This window comes from Comamonas sp. C24C (genome assembly GCF_053345995.1).
Genome location: NZ_JBKFBC010000001.1, coordinates 132,316 through 151,266 on the forward strand (window position 1 = coordinate 132,316; position 18,951 = coordinate 151,266).

The 18,951-nt window shown below is 63.8% G+C and carries 15 protein-coding genes; 8 read left to right on the forward strand and 7 right to left on the reverse strand.

What is annotated here, in order from left to right:
* Positions 1-78 precede the first annotated feature (78 nt).
* The 7 genes from ACLBXN_RS00550 to ACLBXN_RS00580 all read right to left on the reverse strand — a co-directional run bounded on the left by ACLBXN_RS00550 (position 79) and on the right by ACLBXN_RS00580 (position 7,719).
* On the reverse strand, positions 79-1,110 hold the full coding sequence (locus tag ACLBXN_RS00550) for a porin (protein WP_447610776.1): 1,032 nt from the start codon (positions 1,108-1,110) through the stop codon (positions 79-81).
* 244 nt (positions 1,111-1,354) lie between these two features.
* Positions 1,355-2,614, reverse strand: a complete 1,260-nt coding sequence (locus ACLBXN_RS00555) for an acyl-CoA dehydrogenase family protein (RefSeq protein WP_447610777.1) — start codon at positions 2,612-2,614, stop codon at positions 1,355-1,357.
* Positions 2,615-2,712: 98 nt separating this feature from the next.
* Positions 2,713-3,729, reverse strand: a complete 1,017-nt coding sequence (locus ACLBXN_RS00560; protein ID WP_447610779.1) for an aldo/keto reductase — start codon at positions 3,727-3,729, stop codon at positions 2,713-2,715.
* Between the two features lie 21 nt (positions 3,730-3,750).
* Positions 3,751-4,710: an ABC transporter ATP-binding protein gene (locus ACLBXN_RS00565; protein WP_447610781.1), complete on the reverse strand. Its 960-nt coding sequence runs from the start codon at positions 4,708-4,710 to the stop codon at positions 3,751-3,753.
* A 7-nt stretch (positions 4,711-4,717) separates the two neighbouring features.
* Complete coding sequence (locus ACLBXN_RS00570; protein ID WP_447610782.1) at positions 4,718-5,716, reverse strand: ABC transporter ATP-binding protein; 999 nt, start codon at positions 5,714-5,716, stop codon at positions 4,718-4,720.
* On the reverse strand, positions 5,717-6,733 hold the full coding sequence (locus ACLBXN_RS00575; RefSeq protein ID WP_447610784.1) for an ABC transporter permease: 1,017 nt from the start codon (positions 6,731-6,733) through the stop codon (positions 5,717-5,719). It lies immediately after the preceding gene.
* Complete coding sequence (locus ACLBXN_RS00580; RefSeq protein ID WP_211457844.1) at positions 6,733-7,719, reverse strand: ABC transporter permease; 987 nt, start codon at positions 7,717-7,719, stop codon at positions 6,733-6,735. The genes ACLBXN_RS00575 and ACLBXN_RS00580 overlap by 1 nt, the downstream gene beginning before the upstream one ends.
* A 354-nt stretch (positions 7,720-8,073) precedes the next feature.
* On the opposite strand from ACLBXN_RS00580, the gene ACLBXN_RS00585 reads away from it, so the two are divergent.
* The 8 genes from ACLBXN_RS00585 to ACLBXN_RS00620 form a co-directional block, all read left to right on the forward strand.
* The gene (locus ACLBXN_RS00585) at positions 8,074-9,258 is read left to right on the forward strand and encodes an LLM class flavin-dependent oxidoreductase (RefSeq protein WP_447610785.1); all 1,185 of its coding nucleotides are present in this window, start codon (positions 8,074-8,076) and stop codon (positions 9,256-9,258) included.
* 47 nt (positions 9,259-9,305) lie between these two features.
* Positions 9,306-10,892 carry an ABC transporter substrate-binding protein gene (locus ACLBXN_RS00590; protein ID WP_447610786.1) on the forward strand — a complete coding sequence of 529 codons (1,587 nt, stop codon included), beginning with the start codon at positions 9,306-9,308 and terminating at the stop codon, positions 10,890-10,892.
* Positions 10,889-12,421 carry an amidase gene (locus ACLBXN_RS00595; protein WP_447610787.1) on the forward strand — a complete coding sequence of 511 codons (1,533 nt, stop codon included), beginning with the start codon at positions 10,889-10,891 and terminating at the stop codon, positions 12,419-12,421. The genes ACLBXN_RS00590 and ACLBXN_RS00595 overlap by 4 nt, the downstream gene beginning before the upstream one ends.
* Positions 12,418-13,656 carry an acyl-CoA dehydrogenase family protein gene (locus tag ACLBXN_RS00600; RefSeq protein ID WP_447610788.1) on the forward strand — a complete coding sequence of 413 codons (1,239 nt, stop codon included), beginning with the start codon at positions 12,418-12,420 and terminating at the stop codon, positions 13,654-13,656. Before ACLBXN_RS00595 ends, ACLBXN_RS00600 begins: the two co-directional genes overlap by 4 nt.
* Positions 13,657-13,697: 41 nt before the next feature.
* Complete coding sequence (locus tag ACLBXN_RS00605) at positions 13,698-15,323, forward strand: ABC transporter substrate-binding protein (protein WP_447610790.1); 1,626 nt, start codon at positions 13,698-13,700, stop codon at positions 15,321-15,323.
* A 31-nt stretch (positions 15,324-15,354) separates the two neighbouring features.
* Positions 15,355-16,440, forward strand: coding sequence for an ABC transporter substrate-binding protein (locus tag ACLBXN_RS00610; RefSeq protein ID WP_447610791.1), 1,086 nt, complete (start codon positions 15,355-15,357; stop codon positions 16,438-16,440).
* Positions 16,437-17,369, forward strand: coding sequence for an NAD(P)H-binding protein (locus ACLBXN_RS00615; protein WP_447610792.1), 933 nt, complete (start codon positions 16,437-16,439; stop codon positions 17,367-17,369). Before ACLBXN_RS00610 ends, ACLBXN_RS00615 begins: the two co-directional genes overlap by 4 nt.
* 122 nt (positions 17,370-17,491) lie before the next feature.
* Positions 17,492-18,951, forward strand: a 1,460-nt coding sequence (locus tag ACLBXN_RS00620; RefSeq protein WP_447610793.1) for an Hsp70 family protein, incomplete at its 3' end; no start/stop codon positions are given.

Sequence of the window (18,951 nt, forward strand, 5' to 3'; positions counted from 1 at the left end):
AGCTCATTTTCTTGAGGCAGCAGGGCGCGCGCCACGCCCACCAGCAACATGGCACGCGCCCGCCGCTCAAGCTGAGATCTAGAACGCGTGGCGCAGACCGATGCTCAGGCTGCTGGCACCCTGCCCATAGCCCACGCCACCCTTGAAGTTATAGCCATAGGCCACGCCGGATCCGTTGTCGATGCGCGTGTAGGCCGCGTAGAGCTTGGTGCGTTTGCTCAGGTGGTGGTTGTAGCCAAGAATCCACTGGCGTGCGCTGCTGCCAGGCACATGGCTCCAGCGGCTGGCCCAGCCGTAGCCCAGGGCGACTTCCGAAGCACCGGCCCGGTAGACCGCGGTCACGCGCGCCGCATCGCGGCTGCCGCAGCCGGCACCGCCATGGCTGCACAGCGAGCCCGAACCGTTGTCCGAGCGCTGGTAGTAGGCGCCGATCTGCAGCGCATTCCAGATGTAGTGGCCGCGCAGGGCGAACTGCCTGTCGTCACCCAGCTGGGTAAAGCCTGCGCCCAGGGCCAGCGGGCCGCGTTCCCAGTTGGCATAGAGGTCATAGCCGTTCTTCTGTACGGTGCCGGCCGTCTTTTCGTGCAGCGATGCCTGAGCTTCCACCGTCAGTCCGGCCATGACCGGGCTGCGGTAGGCAATCTTGTTGGTGTTGCGCATCACATAGTCGTAGAGCGCATCGGCGATGGCGCCGGTGTCGTGGTTGGGTTCGTCCAGCGCACCATAGTCGGCAATGCCGAAATAGGTGGCGGCACCGAAGCGGCCCAGACGCAGCTTGCCCAGACTGCCCGAGAGGTTGACTTCGCTCTGGCGCTGAAAGGCCAGCGCGCCGGTGCTGCCTGTGCCGGCACCGGTGTCGGACTCAAAGCCGGATTCGAGCTGAAAGCCGGCCCTGAGGCCGCCGCCCAGGTCTTCGCTGCCCACAAAGCCAAAGCGCGAGTTGTTGTTGAACAGCCCGGTCAGGCTGCTGCCTCCGACCTTCTGATGCTCTACCGAGGTATTGAGGCGGCCATAGATCTGCACGCTGCTTTGTGCGAGCGCGGCGGAAGCTCCGGCGGTGGCCAGAACGGCGAAGAGGACACGAGACACAGTTGTTGTTTTGACTGGCATGTAGCGACTAGCCTTCGATCTTTGCTATGAAACTTGCGCGAACCTGCGCGCTTGTAACAAGGCAAATCCCGTGCCAGCGGACATGCACCGGTTTGGACTGTGGTCTCCTTGAGGTCCTGCCCGTGCCTGCGTTCGGCAGCACTGCTGCGCAACAGGTTGACGGACTACATGTGCTTTTGGGGCAACCTCCTGAGAGAGTTGGATACCTGCTCGGTCAGAGGCCGGCTGTGATTGTGTGCAGCGTCTAGAAGACGCGACCCTCTTCCAGATGGGTGCGTGTGCCATTGAGCTCGTAGTCGCCAACGACCCGTGATTTGTGCAGCAAGGGGTTGTGGCTGAAGATGGTGCGCAGATTGCGCCAGTGCCTGTCCAGATTCAGTTTGCGTGAGGTGGCCGAGGCTCCACCAACCTCGAACAGCCGCTCGGCGGCGTTGAGAGCCAGTCGGCTGACGACGAGCTGCGTCTTGGCCGTAGCCAGTGCGCCCTGCAGCACGATGTTCTCGGTGTCGTCATGCTCCAGCAGCAGTGCCTCTGCGCCCAGGTCGAGCTGGCGGGCGTTTTCTGCCACCAACTGGTCTATGGCATAGCTGGCTGCGGCCAGCTCTCCCACTACTGCCTGCACGAAATGATCATCGCGCGAACGCTCGGCAGGACTGTGCATGGCCGGGCGTCCGAGGTGCAGCACGTAGTGACGTGCATCGCTGAAGAGGTTGCGCACTATGCCGGCTGCGGTGCCCACCAGAATCAGCTGTCGTAATGCCGAAGCATGGCGGCCAGGCAATTGTTCGCGGGAGCTGGGACTGATCTCGTCGTCGTACACCAGCACATTGTCCAGCTCCACGCTGCCGCTGGCCGTCAGGCGCTGGCCCATGCCGTCCCAGTCGTCGAGCACGCGCACGCCTTCGCGTTGAACGGGTATCACAGCCGTGATGCCCTGCTCCTGCGCGTTGACGGCAAAGACATTGAAATAGTCCGCATAGGCGGTTCCGGTGGCGTAGTACTTTTTGCCATTGAGGCGGTGGTGTTCTCCCTCGCGCCGCAGTGTCGAGGTGCTGATACCTGCGCGTGCCGTGCCCAGCTCGGTGAATGCACCGCCGAACAGCTTGCCTTCCAGCACCCAGCCGATCTGGCGCTGTGCCAGCGGCGAAGGGCTTCGGTCCAGACGCAGCAGCTCGGTCGTGTTGAAGTGAGTGCGCAGTGCATGGGCGACGTTCGAATCTGCCCGAGCGAGCGTGGCGACCACCTCGATGACATCGGCAATGGAGCCGCCGGGGCCGCCTTGCTCGCGACCGATGCGCAGAGCCCCTATGCCTGAAGCACGCAGCAGATCAAAAGCCGCAAAAGGGGCTTCGCGCTGCAGCTCGCGCTGCGCCGCGCCGGGAGCAATGGCTGCGGCGAGCTGCGGCAGACCCGAGAGTATGTCTGTGCGGCTTGGGCGAGCGGATGGCGCTGCTGATCCCTGTGCGGCCGCAGCTTGCCGCAGAGGTGTGACGAATGCATTCATCGATGATGGCCTGTTTCGGACTTTGAGCGGCAGACGCCACCGTGAAAGCCGGGTCAGGCAGAAGCTTCACGATGGCGCCCGCAGAGGCGTCTGCCGGCTTATGCGGCGGCAACGTAGGGAATGCGGCCTTCCACAGGGTGACCGGGGTCGGTGAAGCCCAGTGTTGAAGGATGGCCGGCAGCTACCAGGCGGTTGACCAGGGCTTCGTCCTCGGCAGTGAACCGGTAGTTCAGAGCGCGGATATAGCCTTCCCACTGCTCGGGAGTGCGGGGGCCGGCAATCGCAGAGGTGATCAGGCGGTTGTTGAGCACCCAGGCCAGAGCAAAATCGACGGTGCTGATGTCGCGCGCGTCGGTGTGCCGTTTGATTTCAGCAGCGATGTCGATGGATTCGGGACGCCACTCGGTCTCCAGCAGGCGCTTGTCCTTGCGTGCGGCGCGTGAGCCAGGATCGGCAGCTTCCAGGCTCGGGTACTTGGCGGTCAGCACGCCTCGCGCTAGAGGGCTGTAGGAGACCACGCCCAGTCCATAGGCTGCAGCCGCCGGCAACTGCTCTGCTTCGGCCGTGCGGTTGACGATGTTGTAGAGCGGCTGGCTGGCGATGGGGCGGTCTATGCCTTCGGCATCGGCCAGGTGCGCCACCTCGGCGATGCGCCAGCCGCGGAAGTTGGACAGGCCAAAGTAGCGCAGCTTACCGGCGCGGATCAGATCGCCGATGGCGCGGACTGCCTCGCCTAGCGGGGCATCGAAATCTGCGCGGTGAAAGTACAGCAGGTCAATGTAGTCCGTGCCAAGGCGGCGCAGGCTGTTTTCCACCGATTCGATGATCCATTTGCGCGAGGTGCCGGAACGATTGGGGCCTTCGCCTAGCGGGTTGCCGAACTTGGTCGCCAGAACCCAGTCGTTGCGGTCTGCGGTCAGGGCACGGCCCACAACCTGCTCGGTCACGCCCTTTTGATAGACGTCGGCGGTATCGATGAAGTTGATGCCCTGGGATTTGGCCCTGGCGATGATCTCATGCGAGGTTTTTTCATCGGTGGGGCCTCCAAACATCATGGTGCCCAGTGCGAGGCGGGAGACTTTGAGGCCGCTGCGGCCCAGATAGCGATAGGTCATGGAGATGGCTTTGATCGGTGGTTAGTGGAGAAAGGAAATCACAGAAGTCTGTGGATGGTGGCAAGCGACCTGGTGGCCGCCTCCCAGATCGGTCAGTGCGGGCTCCTGCCTCAGGCACAGTTCGCTGGCCCTGGGGCAGCGAGGATGGAAACGGCAGCCTGACGGCAGGTTCTGCGGACTAGGGAGATCGCCGCTCAGCGGGGTTACCTGCCGGTGGCGGGATGGGTCGGGCACGGCATCGATCAAGGCCTGGGTGTAGGGGTGGCGAGGAGTGCTCCAAAGGCTGCGGCGATCGGCGCTCTCGACGATGCGCCCCAGATACATGACCAGCACGCGGTCGGCAAAATACTGCACCACGGACAGATCGTGCGAGATGAACAGGTAGGAGAGACCGAACTCGCGTTTCATCTCGACCAGAAGGTTCAGAATCTGGGCCTGAATCGACAGGTCCAGGGCTGATACCGGCTCGTCGCAGACCACCAGATCTGGCTGTAGCATCAAAGCCCGTGCAATGCCCAGGCGCTGGCGCTGGCCCCCCGAGAATTCATGCGGGTAACGACTCAAAGCGCTGCGCGGCAGGCCTACGCGGTCGAGTAACTGCTCCACTTGCCTGCGGCGCTGGGAACGATCACCGAGGCCATGCACCTGCAACGGCGTCTCGAGAATGCTGCCAATGCTGTGGCGCGGATTCAGCGAGGCGAACGGGTCCTGGAAGATCATCTGCATGCGCTTGCGCAGGCCGCGCAACTGGGCGCCCTTGAGCGGCAGGATGTCCTGTCCGTCGAGCGTGATATGCCCTGCAGTCGGTGTTTCGAGCCGCAGCAGGCTGCGACCCAGGGTGGATTTGCCGCAACCCGACTCGCCCACCAGGCCCACGGTTTCGCCGCGTTCCACGGTGAAGGAAACGCCATCCACGGCGCGCAGCACGCCCTTGGGCAGTTTGAAATGGGTCTGAAGATCGCTGACGTTCAGCAGGCTCATGGCAATCCTAGGAAAAATTTGCGTTCTGCGTGGCAGCGGCAGGCAAGGTGACGGGGCAGGCACTGAGGCGCTTTGGTCCGGCATCCATCAATGGCGGCACGGCGATGCGGCAATAGGCCTGGGTGTGCGGGCAGCGCGGGGCGAAGGCACAGCCTTGCTGGCCGATGGCCGAGGCGATGCTGCCGCGAATTTCGCTCAGGGGGCCGTCCTGATAATGCGCTCCGGGCTGCAGCCGCGGCGATGCAGCCAGCAGACCCCGGGTATAGGGATGCAGGGGATGCTCGAAAAGCGGGCCAGGGCTTGCCTGCTCGACCTCGCGGCCGGCATACATGACGACCACGCGATCGGCCCATTGCGACACCACGCCCAGGTCATGGGTGATCAGAATCAAACCCATGGACATTTCCTTGCGCAGGCGATCCAGCAGATCCAGCACCTGGGCCTGGATGGTCACATCAAGGGCTGTGGTCGGCTCGTCCGCAATCAGCAGGCGCGGGCTGCAGGCAATGGCCATGGCGATCATCACGCGCTGGCGCATGCCACCTGAGAGCTGATGCGGAAAGTCGTCCACCCGCCGCTGGGGATCGGGGATGCGGACGGTGTCCAGCAGCTCCACGGCGCGCAGCCGCGCCGACCTGGCGGAAAGTCCTTCATGCTGGCGCAGCACCTCGGCGATTTGCCAGCCGACGGAGTAGACGGGGTTGAGCGATGTCATGGGCTCCTGAAAGATCATGCCGATCTCGCGTCCACGCAGACGTCGCATCGATTGCTCATTCAGTTGCAACAGATCGTGGCCGTTGAAACGGACTTCTCCCTCGGCGATGCGCGCCGCGCGCGGCAGCAGCCTCATGAGCGCCAGCGCTGTCAGCGATTTCCCCGAGCCCGACTCGCCGACGATGGCCAGGGTCTCACCAGCATTGACGCAAAAGCTCAGTCCACGCACCGGATCGTGCTGTGGGAAACGGATGCTCAACCCGCGTACATCGAGCAAGGTCTGTCCGCTCATTCAGCGCTCCTGCGAAAAACGTGGGTTCAGCGCGTCGTTGAGGCCGTCGCCGATGAGGTTGAAGGCCAGTACGGCAAGCACGATGGCCAGGCCCGGCGCGGCGGTCAGATACCAGGCGGTACGCAGCAGCTCGCGGCCCGCGCCGATCATGCTGCCCCAGCTGATGACATTGGGGTCGCCCATGCCCATGAAGGACAGCGCGGATTCCAGCAGGATGGCCGAGGCCACCATGACCGAGGAGGTGACGATGATCGGGGGCAGGGCATTGGGAAGGATTTCGCGCAGGATGATGCGGGTATGCGAGTAGCCCAGGGCACGCGCGGCCAGCACAAAGTCCTTTTCGCGCAGCGAACGGAACTCGGCGCGCACCAGGCGAGCCACGGTCGGCCAGGTCACCAGACCTATGGCCACGACGATCGTGCCTATCGCCGGTTGTGCAATGGCGACCAGAACGACCAGCAGGATGAAGCTGGGAATGGTCTGGAACAGCACCACCACGCGCTGCAGCACGTCATCGATCCAGCCTCCGAAATAGCCGCTGATCGAGCCGATACCGATGCCCAGGCTCAGACCGATCAGGGTTGCCGAGATGCCTACCAGCAGCGAAATCCGGGCGCCGTGGGCAATGCCGGCCGCGACATCACGTCCCATGGAGTCGGTGCCGAGCAGAAACTGCGAGTCCTGGCCTGGCCAGAGAAAGGGCTGGGCCACCATGTCCAGCGGATCGCCGGGATAAAGCCAGGGGGCAGCCAGGGCCAGCGCCAGAACCGCCAGCAAAAAGGCACAGCCGAGCATGGCCGTTGGGTTGTGCAGAAAAACGCGCAGTGCTCGATGGCCCTGGCTTGTGCTGCCTGCACTGGCCTCGCTGGTGGTGGTACGCACTGCATCGGGTGCATGCACATTGGGCCAGGGGGGCACCGGCTCGGGCGCTGCGGCCTCGTTGCGCGCGGCAGTTGCAGCCGACGGAGCCGCATTCGGTGCGGTCTGCAGCAGATCGGGTGTGGATGACAGGGACATCAGCGAACCTCGATGCGCGGGTCCAGCCACGCGTGCAGCAGGTCGACCAGCACATTGGCTGCGATCACCAGCAGGGAAGAAAGAAACAGCACGCCCATCAGCACATTGAAGTCACGGCTGAGCACGGCTTCGAACGCGAGCCGACCCAGGCCGGGCCAGCTGTAGACGGTTTCGACGACCACGGCGCCGCCAAGCATGCCGCCCAGGTGCATGCCCGCCATGGTCGTGACGGGTAGCAGGGCGTTGCGCAATACATGGCGCAGCGTGATGCGCCAGGGAGAAAGGCCCTTGGCTGCTGCGGTGCGCACAAAGTCCTGGGATTGCACCTCCAGCATGGCCGCACGTGTCAGCCGCGCATAGATGGCGACAAAGAACAAGGCCAGCGAGGTGGCAGGCAGGACCATGTAGCGCAACTGGTCCAGCACGGCGGCCAGACCGCTGAGCTGCGAGCCAATGCTGGCCGATCCGCCGCTGGGCAACCAGCCCAGCTGCACCGAGAACAGCACGATCAGCATCAGCCCGACCCAGAAGCCGGGCACTGAATAGAACAGCAGGGACAGCACCGAGAGCAGGCGGTCGGGCAGGCGGCCTGCGAAGTACGCCATGGCCGCGCCCAGCGCGATGCCCAGCGTCAGCGCGATGGACAGGGCCAGTCCCATCAGCAGCAGCGTGCTTGGCAGGCGCTGAGCTATCAGAGCCATCACCGGCATGTTGTAGCGTGGCGAGAAGCCCAGGCTGAGGTGGGCGAGGTTGCCCAGATAGGCCTGCAACTGCTGGAACACCGTCAGATCGAGCCCGAAGCGCGAGCGCAGTGCCGCCAGGGTCTCGGCCGTGGCCGCGCCGGCTTCACCGGCCATGACATCGGCGGCATCGCCCGGCGTCAGCTGCAGCAGCAGAAAGTTCAATACGGCGACGCCCAGCACGGTGGGGACCGCATATTTCGCATTGAACCAAAGCGAGCGTAATAAACGTGGAGTGGCACTCATGGGGAATCGTGTGTTAATCCATGAATGATAGAGGCGTAAATATTCAGTGAAATCTGTTTATTGAGCCTGATTTCTTATATCGATCATTGAAAAATAAATAAGAAATATCTTCAGGGTGAATTATTGAGTGCAGATTATATTTTTGAGATTCTTGTTTATTTTTGAAAAATCTATAGGCATGAGCGTTCGAGTTTTCTTGACGGGTGCGGTCTTGGCATATTTCTGAATATGTAAATGCGAAATTATTGCTAGGGATATCAGATTCGTCATGTGATTATTGGAAGGCGCTGTGATTCGGTATTTTCATTTCTATAGAAATATCTGAGTCACATATCAAGACCCCATGGCTGATCTATGACTTCTGCATTACGACCTGGCTCTCTCGTGGATTGGGAACATTTCCCTTCACCTCTTGAATATCCCGAAAGCCCGCTTTCCAAGGCTTTCAATCAGCCGGTTCTGCTCGGCCTGTTTCTGCCCATACAGGCCGGTGGCTGGAGTGCTTCGACCTTGCCGCGCAGCACCGACTGGAGTTTTGACTACAACCGGGATCTGGTGCTTCACGCCGAGAAGCTGGGGTTCGACCTGGTGTTTGCCTTGTCGCAATGGCTGCCCAAGGGCGGGTATGGCGGAGTCTTCAATGGCCAGGCGCTGGATTCGTTTGCCACGACGGCGGCACTGACCTCTGTCACCAGCCGCATCATGCTGATCTCGACTATCCACGTGCTCTACGGACCTCTGCACCCTCTGCATCTGGCCAAGTGGGGCGCCACGCTGGATCACATCTCGGGAGGGCGCTGGGGCATCAATGTGGTGACGGGTCATCGCGAGGTGGAGCACAAGATGTTCGGCTGGGAGCAGATCGAGCATGACCAGCGCTATGCGCTGGCTTCGGAGTTCATCGAAGTGGTGCAGCGCCTGTGGGCCGATGAAGAGAATTTTTCGTTCTCGGGCCGCTCGCCCTGGAAGCTGGGCGGCGGCTTTGTGAGTCCCAAGCCGCGCTATGGCCGGCCGGTGCTGGTCAATGCCACGGGCTCGGATGCGGGCATCGAATTCGCGGCCAGATACTCTGACCTGATTTTCATCACCAGCCCTGGCGCCTCGGACTTCGCGCGCGCCATCGAAGTGCTTCCCGACCATGCGGCGCGGGTCAAGCAGGTGGCGCGCAACGCGGGGCGATCGGTGCGCACCTTGCTCAATCCCATGGTGATCAGCCGTGAGACCGAGAAGGAAACCTGGGCCTATCACGACGCCATCGTGGCCCATCAGGACCTGCGCACACCCGAGGGCTTCAACAGCCACAAAAGCGATGCCCATGCCTGGAAGGGTCGTGCAGGTCTTGATGCGCCCAAGCGTCGGGCCATAGGTGGAAACATCGAAGTCATCGGCACGCCCGAGCAGGTGGTCGAGCAGTTCGTGCAACTCAGGCGTGCAGGCATTGACGGCCTGCAACTGAGCTTCTTCGACTTCAAGCCCGATCTGGAGTTTTTCGGTGATCGCATTCTGCCGCTCATGAAGCAGGCGGGTCTGCGCTTGTGAGCGCCGCCGTTCTGCATCGTCCTTTCTCTTTCTTGCGGATCTCTCCCATGCATACCATTTACAAGCCCATGTTCTGGGCTCTGCTGTCCGTGATTACTGCGGGCGCTCATGGCCAGACGCCGGCCACTCCCGTCAAAGGGGGCACGGTGACTGCGGTGGTCGCCCAGGAACCCACCTCGCTGGTGTCGTTTCTGGACACCAAGACCGACAACCGCGATCTCAGTGCCAAGATCACCGAAGGCCTGCTGCGCTATGACGCTCAGTTCAAACCCCAGCCGTTGCTGGCCACATCCTGGAGCATCAGCCCTGACGGCCTCAGATACACCTTCAAGCTGCGCCAGGGAGTGAAGTTCCATGACGGCCAGGATTTCAGCTCGGCCGATGTACGCTATTCGCTTCTGACCCAGAAAAAGCTGGGGCCGCGCGGCCGCATCACGCTGCAGAGCCTGGAGCGTGTGGATACGCCCGATCCCCACACGGCCGTGCTGGTGCTCTCCAAACCGGCGCCTTTTCTGCTGAAGTCGCTGTCGTCGGCAGAGCTGCCCATCGTTCCGGCCCGACGTTACGGCGATGCCGATCCGCTGGCCAGCCCCAACATCACGGCCCCCGTGGGAACCGGTCCCTTTGTGTTCGATCAATGGGTGCGCGGCAGCCATGTGATCCTCAGGCGCAATCCGAACTACTGGCGCCAGGGCGTGCCCCATGTGGATCGCGTGGTCTTCCGTTTTGTCCGTGATCCCTCGGCGATCTCTGCGGCCGTGGAAACAGGCGAGGCCGATATCGCCCAGAACCTGAGTCTGGCCGATCTCGGACGCCTGCTGCAAAAGCCCGCGCTCAAGCTGGACGCCAGCTATGACGCCTTTCTCAACAACGCGTCCTTTCTTGAATTCAATGTAGAGAATCCGGTACTGGCCAAAGCCGAGGTGCGTCATGCGATCGCCCATGCAGTGGACCGCCAGTTCATCGTCAACAACGTCTACTACAAGCAGGCGGAGCTGGTGAACTCGCCGATTCCCAAGGTGCTCGCCGGCTATTACGACGACAGCAGCTTCAAGTACGGCTTCGATGTGAACCGCGCCAACCAGTTGCTCGATGCTGCGGGCTATCCGCGCCAGGCCAACGGTCAGCGCTTCAGCGTCCGGCTCAGCTATATCCCCGGTGCCCAGTTCAAGCAGACGGCAGAGTACCTGCGCTCCGCACTCAATCGCGTGGGTATCAAGGTGGATATCCTCGATGGCGATCTGCCGACTTTTCTCAAGCGCGTCTATACGTCACGCGAGTTCGATCTGAACATCAACGGCCTGGGTCGGCTGTTCGATCCCTCGGTGGGGGTGCAGCGCATCTACTGGTCCGACGGCATCAAGAACCCGCTGATCTGGATCAATGCCTCGCATTACAACAACCCTCAGGTCGACGAGCTGTTCCGCCAGGCTGCCGTCGAGTTGGACGACAGCCGGCGTGCCGCACAGTTCCGTCAGATCCAGCAGATCGTGGGACGGGATCTGCCTGTCTATCCGCTGGCCACCGTGCCATCGGCACTGCGCGTGCACAGCACCCGCGTCCACGGGCTCAACAACAGCATCGACCTGACGGCAGGCGACTTCTCCGATCTCTGGCTGGAGCCCCGCAAATGACTGCCGTGAATCCGTCCCTTCCCACGCCGGCCGATGACGGGCTTGAATCCCTGGTCTTTGCCAGTGCACGCGAGCAGGCTCAGGCCCTGGCCGACGGCCGGGTCACGGCCGTGGCGCTGCTGGAGCAGGCGCTGGCGCGCATGGAGCGTCATGAGGCACAACTCAATGCAGTGCCCGTGCGCGCCGTGGTCCAGGCTCGCAGCGATGCGCTGCAGGCCGATGCCGCCTTGCAGCGCGGCGAGCGAAGACCGTTGCTGGGCGTGCCCATCACAGTCAAGGAGAACTTCGACGTGGCCGGCCTGGCCACCACCGTGGGCAACCCCGACTTCCAGGACAATATCGCGCGCCAGGATGCTTTGGCCGTGGCTGCGCTGCGCGCGGCGGGAGCCGTGCTCATCGGCAAGAGCAATGTGCCGCATTCCCTGGCCGATCTGCAAAGCTACAACACCATCTACGGCACCAGCCGCAATCCCTGGGATCTGCAGCGTACGCCGGGCGGATCTTCGGGTGGCGGCGCGGCTGCCGTGGCTGCAGGCTATGTGGCTCTCGAGCTGGGCACCGACATAGGTGGCTCGGTACGCATACCCGCGCATTTCAACGGCATCTTCGGGCACAAGACCAGCTATGGGCTGATCTCAATGCGCGGAGCCGGAGCGCCCCAGGGGCGCTTCAGTGCACGTGATCTGTCGGTGGCCGGGCCGCTGGCGCGCACCGCACAGGATCTGGAATTGGCACTGGACCTGTTGCTGAACCTTGACCCGCTGGAGGCCAAGGGCTGGAAATTCACACTGCCACCAGCGCGCCACCGGCAGCTCAGGGATTTCCGCGTACTGGTGATCGACGCCTGGCCCGGGACCGATCCCAGTCTTTCCGAGCAGCTCGTCATGGATCGCTTGCTCCAGCGGTTGCAAGCCGAGGGCGTGACGCCCGTGCTATGGCGCGATCTTCCGGCAGCACTGCGCCCCGACCTCGGGGAGCAGCACCGCACCTATCGCAGCTTGCTGGGCGCGTCGGTGGCGAATCCGCCGCCGCTGTCGCCGGCGCAGCGTAAGCGCCTGGCCGAGTTGGCGCCGGATGATCGCAGCGCCGAGGCGGCCTTGCTGCGCGCGCCCAGCCTGCCGCATGCGACTTGGCTGCAGGACAACGAGCACCGCCATGCCCTGCGCCATCAGTGGGAGCAGCTGTTTACCCACTTCGATGTGCTGCTCAGCCCTGTCGCCCCCACGCCGGCCTTTGCGCACCAGCACCAGGAGCCCAAGGAGGAGCGCCGCTTTCCGGTTGCGTATGCCGACGGCATGCGCCAGCTGGGGTTTCGCGAGCTCTTCAACTGGGCGGGCCTGCCCGTACTGCCCGGCTTGCCGGCGACCAGTTTCCCGCTGGGTCTGGACGACGACGGGCTGCCCGTCAGCGCCCAGGCCGTGGGTCCGTATCTCGAGGACCGCACCACGATCGCTTTTGCCCATGCGTTCGAGCTCGCGCATGGCGGCTTTGTGGCACCGTCGATCCACAGTCTGGAGGTCGTGGCATGAGCGAAATTGTGCAAATGGAGCGCGGGCATCTCTCGCCTGCCCAGGCCAGGGGCGCAGCACCGCTTGGCGTGACCGCGCTGCAGGCGCCGGAGTTGGTGGCCAGGGCCGCAGCGCTGGCCGTGCAACTGGCCGCGCTGGCCGGTGCTCACGATAGCAGCGGCGCACCGCCCGCGCCGCAGTTTGCGTTGCTGCACGAGGCCGACCTGCTGCGCCTGACGATTGCGAAAGAGGCTGGCGGCCATGGTGCGGGCCTGGCAACGGCACGCGCCGTGGTCGGAGCCGTGGCCCAGGGCGATCCTGCGGTGGCGCTGATTCTGTCCATGCACTACAGCATGCATGCGGCGATAGCGCGCTCCCAGCAGGCGGGTTCGGGGGAATGGTCTGCGGCACTGGCGACCGAGCTGATTGCTGCCAGTCTGCAAGGGCCTGCGTTGCTCAATGCAGCCCAGGTTGAGCCTGAGCTGGGCTCGCCCTCCCATGGCGGTTTGCCTGCGACAAGGGCCCGGCGTGTGCAAGGGGGCTGGAAGCTCAGCGGGCACAAGATCTATGTCACGGGCGGGCCGTTGCTGGCATGGGTCAGCGTGCTGGCGGTGACCGACGAGGACAAGCCGCGCATGGGCAGCTTTGTGCTGCCGCGCGGCACGCCGGGCTCGCGTCTGGTCGAGACCTGGGATCCCATGGGCATGCGTGCCACCGTCAGCCAGGATTTGCTGCTGGAAGAGGCCTGGGTTCCCGACCACCATGCGGTGGGCCTGCGCTCGGCCGCTGATGGCCTGCAGCGCGAGGCGCATGGTATTGCCTGGTATTTCAGTCTGGTGGCCAGTGTCTACGATGGCGCGGCGCGCGCTGCACGCGACTGGCTGGCCGACTTTCTCAATCACCGGCGCCCCAGCGCACTGGGCGGTGCGTCCCTGGCTTCGCTGCCCACGGTGCAGGAGAAGTTTGGCGAGATCGAAGTGCTGCTGCAGGCCAGCGACTGCCTGCTGGACAGCCACGCACGCGCCTATGACGCGGGCTCTGCTCCCGACGGACTGGCGGCCGTGGCCAAGCACGTCGCTGTGGAAAACGCCGTGCGCGCCGCCACGCTGGCTCTGGAGTTGGCCGGCAACCACGGTCTGGCACGTCGCAATCCGCTGGAGCGCCATCTGCGCAATGTGCTTTGCAGCCAGATCCATTCACCGCCCAACAACCTGATTCGCAGCAATGCCGGCCGCGCAGGCCTGCAGCGCCGCTAGAGCGCGCTCTCCGTCTGTTTTCCACTCCGACTGCCTTCACCATGTCCGCTGATATCGACTCTTCTCCGGCCTCGCGCCGCAGCTTTGTGCTGGCCGCCGCAGCCTCCGGCCTGTCCTCCATCGTTCCCTCGGTCGGCTGGGCCCAGCAGGAAAAGCCGCAAAAAGGCGGCACGCTGACGCTGCTGCTGTTTCCCGAGCCGCCGACATTGACCACAATTGCACATACGGCGGGTTCGTCAGTGACCATCTCGGGCAAGGTCACCGAGGGCCTGCTGACCTATGACTTCAACCTCAACCCCCAGCCCCAGCTGGCGGTGTCGTGGACCATCAGCCCCGATGGCCTGCTCTACAGCTTCAAGCTGCGCCAGGGTGTGAAATGGCATGACGGCAAGCCGTTCACCTCGGCCGATGTGGCGCATTCCATCGCCTTGCTCAAGGAGTTCCATCCACGTGGCCGCGCCACTTTTGCCAGCGTCTCCGAGGTCCAGACACCCGATGCGCACACCGTGGTGCTCAAGCTAAGCAAGCCGATTCCCTATCTGATCACGGCGCTGGCTGCCTCGGAATCGCCCATAGTGCCCAAGCATCTGTATTCCACGGGGCGTGCCGATGCCAATCCGGCCAACAATGCACCGGTGGGGACCGGGCCTTTCGTGTTCAAGGAATGGGTGCGCGGCAGCCATGTGATTTACGAGCGCAACCCCCATTACTGGGATGGCGACAAACCGTATATCGACCGGCTGATCGTGCGTTTCATTCCCGATGCAGCGGCACGCACGGCCGCGATTGAAAGCGGGCAGGTGCAGATTGCTCCGAGTTCGCCGGTGCCCTTCTCCGAAGTCGATCGCCTGCGCACCAAGCCCGGCCTGAGCTTCGAGACCCGGGGTTATGAATACATCAACACCGTCTATCGTCTGGAGTTCAACCTGGAGCACGAGGCCTTGAAGGATCTGCGGGTGCGCCAGGCCATTGCCCACGCGATCCAGCGCGAAAACCTGCTCAAGGTCGCCTGGTACGGTCAGGGGCGGCTGACCTCGGGGCCGGTCCATCCCGCCCTCAAAAAATTCTATGTGCCCGACCTTCCCCTGCTGCCCCATGACCTCAAGGCTGCAGAGAAGCTGCTGGACGATGCCGGGCTGCGGCGCGGCAAGGCTGGTGGCAATTGGCGCATCCGGCTGCATCTGACGCCGATTCCCAACGAGGGCGGCCAGCGTACGGCAGATTTTCTCAAGCAGGCCCTGGGGCGCATAGGCATTGACGTGCAGATCAACGGCCAAGACTTCGCCACTTACATCAAGCGCGTCTACACCGATCGTGCTTTCGATCTGCATGTCAGCGCCATGAGCAACACCTTCGACCCCACCGTGGGCATACAGCGGCTGTACTGGTCAAAGAACTTCAAGCGCGGCCTTCCTTTCTCCAATGGAGCCCACTATGTCAGCCCCGAGGTGGACCGCTTGCTGGAGTCCGCAGCCGTCGAGGTCAACGAGCCGCAGCGCATCCGCGATATCGCCGAGTTCCAGAAGCGCATCGCCCTCGATCTGCCGGACATCACTCTGGTCGCGCCGCATATCTACACCATCGTCGACAAGCGTGTGCGCAACCACACGGTGGGCGCCGACGGCGTGGCCGGAAATCTGGCAAGCGTGTGGCTGGCGGCGTCCTGATTCTTTCACCGTCTCAATCAAGGAGAAACGCATGAGTTCCACCCACAGCACTGCAGCTCAGCCGCAATCCCTCTGGTATACCCGCTGCCCCGTGCCGTCCCCCCTGGGGGTTGCCGCGCAGCAAGGCTGGCTGCAGTCGGCCTTTGCTGAGCTGGGCATTGGTGTGGAGTCGATTTTCGACTCCAAGGACCGCAGCGTGCGAGAAAGCCATTTCGACCATCATCTGTCATGGTCCTTCCGGCAGGGCGGCAATATTCCCCCGATATGGGCGCGCGCCAAAGGGCGCGATACCCGGCTCGTCGCCATCACCTGGACCGACGAATTCCAGGCGCTGATCACGCTGCCTGGTCGCGGCATTCATGCGCCCGAGCAACTCGCCGGCAGGCGCTTTGGCGTACCAGCCCGCGTCAATGACCTGATCGACTTTCACCGCGCGACGGCACTCAAGGGGCTGGTCTCCGGTCTGTCGCTGGCGGGCCTCAGCCATCGCGATGTGGAACTGGTCGACCTGGTGATAGAGGAGTCCATCATCCAGGAGCAGGGCACGCCCAGCCTGTTCGGCTTGCGACGCCGCCACCCTTATTTTCGCGAAGTCGAGGCCCTGGTGCGCGGCGAAGTGGATGCGATCTTTGTCAAAGGTGCCGAAGGGGTGTTGGTGGCCAATCTGATTGGCGCCCAGATTGTCAGCGAGTTCGGCCGTCACCCCGACCCGCGTGTGCGCATCAACAATGGCACGCCACGTACGCTGACCGTGGATGCGGCCCTGGCTGGGCAACGCCCAGACCTGGTGGTGGAACTGCTGCGCGTGGTGCAGCGCGCAGGCCGCTGGGCCGAAGCCCATCCCGACGAGACGCTGCGGTTTGTAGCGAGGGAGATCGCCACCAGCGAGGAGGCGATCCTGGCTTCCAATGGGCCCGATGTGCACCGCCATCTGGACATCAGCCTGAAGCCAGAGCTGATTGATGCCATCGGCTATTTCAAGGACTTTCTGCTCGAGTGGGGATTCCTGGCAGCTGACTTTTCCCTCGCGGACTGGGTGGACCAGAGGCCGTTGGCCGCCTTGCTCGCCCAGCAGTCCGCTGCTGCCGAGCGGCCCGAGGCGGCAGTCAGCGCATGAGCAAGAGAGCAGAACCCAGAGTTCTGGTCAGCGGTGCCAGTGGGCGGCTGGGGCAGTTGCTGGTGCCGCGTTTGCTGGCACGCCAAGCGCGTGTGCGCGTGCTGGTGCCGCGTTTGCTGGCACGCCAAGCGCGTGTGCGCGTGCTGGTGCGCTGCGTCGCCACGGCACGCTCGCTATGGGGTGATGCGGTGGAGATTGCCGAAGCCAGCTTCGATGAGCAGGGCTCCTTGTGCGAAGCCACGGCCGGGGCGGACAGCCTGTTCCTGCTCTCGCCCATAGGCCCCGCGCTGGCCGCGCAGCAGTCGCGCGTGATCGAGGCCGCGCAGGCCGCCGGTCTGTCTCATATCGTCAAGCTTTCGGGCTCGGACTGGACGATCAATCCTGCCGGTCTCTCGCTGTCGGGCGATGCCCATGGCCATGTTGAGCAGTTTTTGCAGGACAGCGGCATCTCGCATGTGGTGCTGCGCCCCAATGCCTGGATGCAGGTGGGCTTGAGCCGGGTGGCCGGCGATCTGCGCGAGGGCGATGCGATCCGCTGTCACCATATCGGCGCCGCTGTGTCCTATATCGATGCCAGGGACATTGCCGACGTGGCCGTGCAGGCGCTGCTCAATCAGAGGCTGGTGCGCCAAATGCGCGAGCGCGCGCCCGGACCGTGGGTGCTGACTGGTGGGCAGGCGGTGGGCGCGCAGCAACTGGCGCAGATCGCCTCGCACCACCTGTCCCGGCAGATTCGGGTGGAGGCACCATTGCCTGCGCTTGCGCAGGACCCGTTCATTGCTCGGGTGCATGGCCAGTTCTTTGCTCTGATGAGCGAGGGACATGCGGCCGCGGTGACCGATACCGTCAGGCTGGTGCTGGGGCGCGAGCCACGCAACGTGGCGGATTTTCTGGCCGAACAGCTGCGTGCAGTGCCTCCATCGTTCTGAGCAGGGTCCAATACCGCGGGGATGGCGGGCTGCTCGTACCATTTCGCAATGCTTCTTGCATAGAGTTGCTACGATCAGGAATCCGGATGGCGTTTTCCGGGTTCTGCGTTTCTCGGCTCTCTATGAATTTACCGTCTCCCCTCTATGTCATCGGCATCGACCTGGGCACCAGTCACACGGTCGTGGCAAGCGTTGCGCTGGACGGTGCGACAAGCGATATCGCACTGCTCGACATTCCCCAGCGCAGCACGGCAGGCGAGGTCGTGGCGCAGCCGCTGTTGCCTTCGATGCGCTACCAGGCAGCCCAGGGCGAGCTGGGCGAGGGCTGGCGGCAGCCCTGGCCGCCGCAGGGCGCAGATGCAGCGGCGCCTGCCGTCATCGGCCGCTGGGCGCGAGATCTGGGAGCAGCCGTGCCGGGGCGGCTGGTGGCCAGTGCCAAAAGCTGGCTCTCGCATACCGGTGTGGATCGCACGGCCGCCATCCTGCCCTGGGGGGCCAGCGAGGACGTGGTCAAGGTATCGCCGCTGGCGGCCTCAAGCTCCTATCTGGCCCATGTGAAAGCCGCCTGGGACCAAGCCCATCCCGAAGCGCCACTGCACCAGCAAAGCGTGGTGCTGACGGTGCCTGCGTCATTTGACGAGGGCGCACGTGCGCTGACGCTGGAAGCCGCACGGATGGCGGGTCTGCCGCACGTTCAGTTGCTGGAGGAGCCCAAGGCTGCGTTTCACGACTGGCTGGTTCTGCAGGGCGATGAGCTGGCCGCGCAACTGGCGGACAGCCGGCTGGTACTGGTGGTGGACGTGGGCGGGGGAACTACCGATCTGACGCTGATCCGCGTGGATGCATCGGCCGACGGAGGCCTGCCCACGCTGACGCGCACGGCCGTCGGCGAGCACCTGATGCTGGGTGGCGACAACATGGATCTGGCGCTGGCCCATCAACTTGAGACTGCGTTTGCGGCCCAGGCCGGAGAGCAAAACCAGAGACTGTCCGCACAGCGCTTTGCCCAGCTGGTGCAGCGCTGCCGCATGGCCAAGGAGCAGTTGCTGGCGCAGAACGCGCCAGAGCAGATCGGCATTACCTTGCTGGGGGGCGGCAGCAAGCTGCTGTCAGCGACTCAAAGCGTCACGCTGACCCGTGAGCAGGTGCGGCAGTCGGTGGTCGACGGCTTTTTGCCGGTCGTCCAGATCAGCGATATGCCAGCCAGGCGGCAGGGCGCGCTGCGCGGCTTCGGCCTGCCCTATCCAGCCGATGCGGCCATCAGCCGTCATCTGGCGCAATTTCTCGGCCAGCATGCAAGCGGGGGGCTGCCTGATACCGTGTTGCTCAACGGCGGCGTGTTCCATGCCCATGCCATGGTGCAGCGTCTGACGCAATTGCTTGGCCGGTGGCGCGGCAGCCCGGTGCGCGTGCTGCACAACCCGCACCCGGACTGGGCTGTGGCGCGCGGTGCGGCGGCCTATGGGCTGGCACGCCATCAGGCCGAGCTGGCGGCGGCTCAGATTGCTGCACCCAACCGGGCTGAAGCACAGGCCGAGCAAGCGTCAGCAGTGGTCAAGCCCGTGGTGCCGCGCATTGGCGG

What these genes read in the sequence shown, in the direction of transcription:
- ACLBXN_RS00585 (WP_447610785.1), top strand. Translation starts at nt 8,074, where the DNA reads ATGACTTCTGCATTACGACCTGGCTCTCTCGTGGATTGGGAACATTTC.
- ACLBXN_RS00580 (WP_211457844.1), bottom strand. Translation starts at nt 7,719, where the DNA reads ATGAGTGCCACTCCACGTTTATTACGCTCGCTTTGGTTCAATGCGAAA.
- ACLBXN_RS00615 (WP_447610792.1), top strand. Translation starts at nt 16,437, where the DNA reads ATGAGCAAGAGAGCAGAACCCAGAGTTCTGGTCAGCGGTGCCAGTGGG.
- ACLBXN_RS00565 (WP_447610781.1), bottom strand. Translation starts at nt 4,710, where the DNA reads ATGAGCCTGCTGAACGTCAGCGATCTTCAGACCCATTTCAAACTGCCC.
- ACLBXN_RS00560 (WP_447610779.1), bottom strand. Translation starts at nt 3,729, where the DNA reads ATGACCTATCGCTATCTGGGCCGCAGCGGCCTCAAAGTCTCCCGCCTC.
- ACLBXN_RS00600 (WP_447610788.1), top strand. Translation starts at nt 12,418, where the DNA reads ATGAGCGAAATTGTGCAAATGGAGCGCGGGCATCTCTCGCCTGCCCAG.
- ACLBXN_RS00550 (WP_447610776.1), bottom strand. Translation starts at nt 1,110, where the DNA reads ATGCCAGTCAAAACAACAACTGTGTCTCGTGTCCTCTTCGCCGTTCTG.
- ACLBXN_RS00555 (WP_447610777.1), bottom strand. Translation starts at nt 2,614, where the DNA reads ATGAATGCATTCGTCACACCTCTGCGGCAAGCTGCGGCCGCACAGGGA.
- ACLBXN_RS00595 (WP_447610787.1), top strand. Translation starts at nt 10,889, where the DNA reads ATGACTGCCGTGAATCCGTCCCTTCCCACGCCGGCCGATGACGGGCTT.
- ACLBXN_RS00575 (WP_447610784.1), bottom strand. Translation starts at nt 6,733, where the DNA reads ATGTCCCTGTCATCCACACCCGATCTGCTGCAGACCGCACCGAATGCG.
- ACLBXN_RS00570 (WP_447610782.1), bottom strand. Translation starts at nt 5,716, where the DNA reads ATGAGCGGACAGACCTTGCTCGATGTACGCGGGTTGAGCATCCGTTTC.
- ACLBXN_RS00610 (WP_447610791.1), top strand. Translation starts at nt 15,355, where the DNA reads ATGAGTTCCACCCACAGCACTGCAGCTCAGCCGCAATCCCTCTGGTAT.
- ACLBXN_RS00590 (WP_447610786.1), top strand. Translation starts at nt 9,306, where the DNA reads ATGCATACCATTTACAAGCCCATGTTCTGGGCTCTGCTGTCCGTGATT.
- ACLBXN_RS00605 (WP_447610790.1), top strand. Translation starts at nt 13,698, where the DNA reads ATGTCCGCTGATATCGACTCTTCTCCGGCCTCGCGCCGCAGCTTTGTG.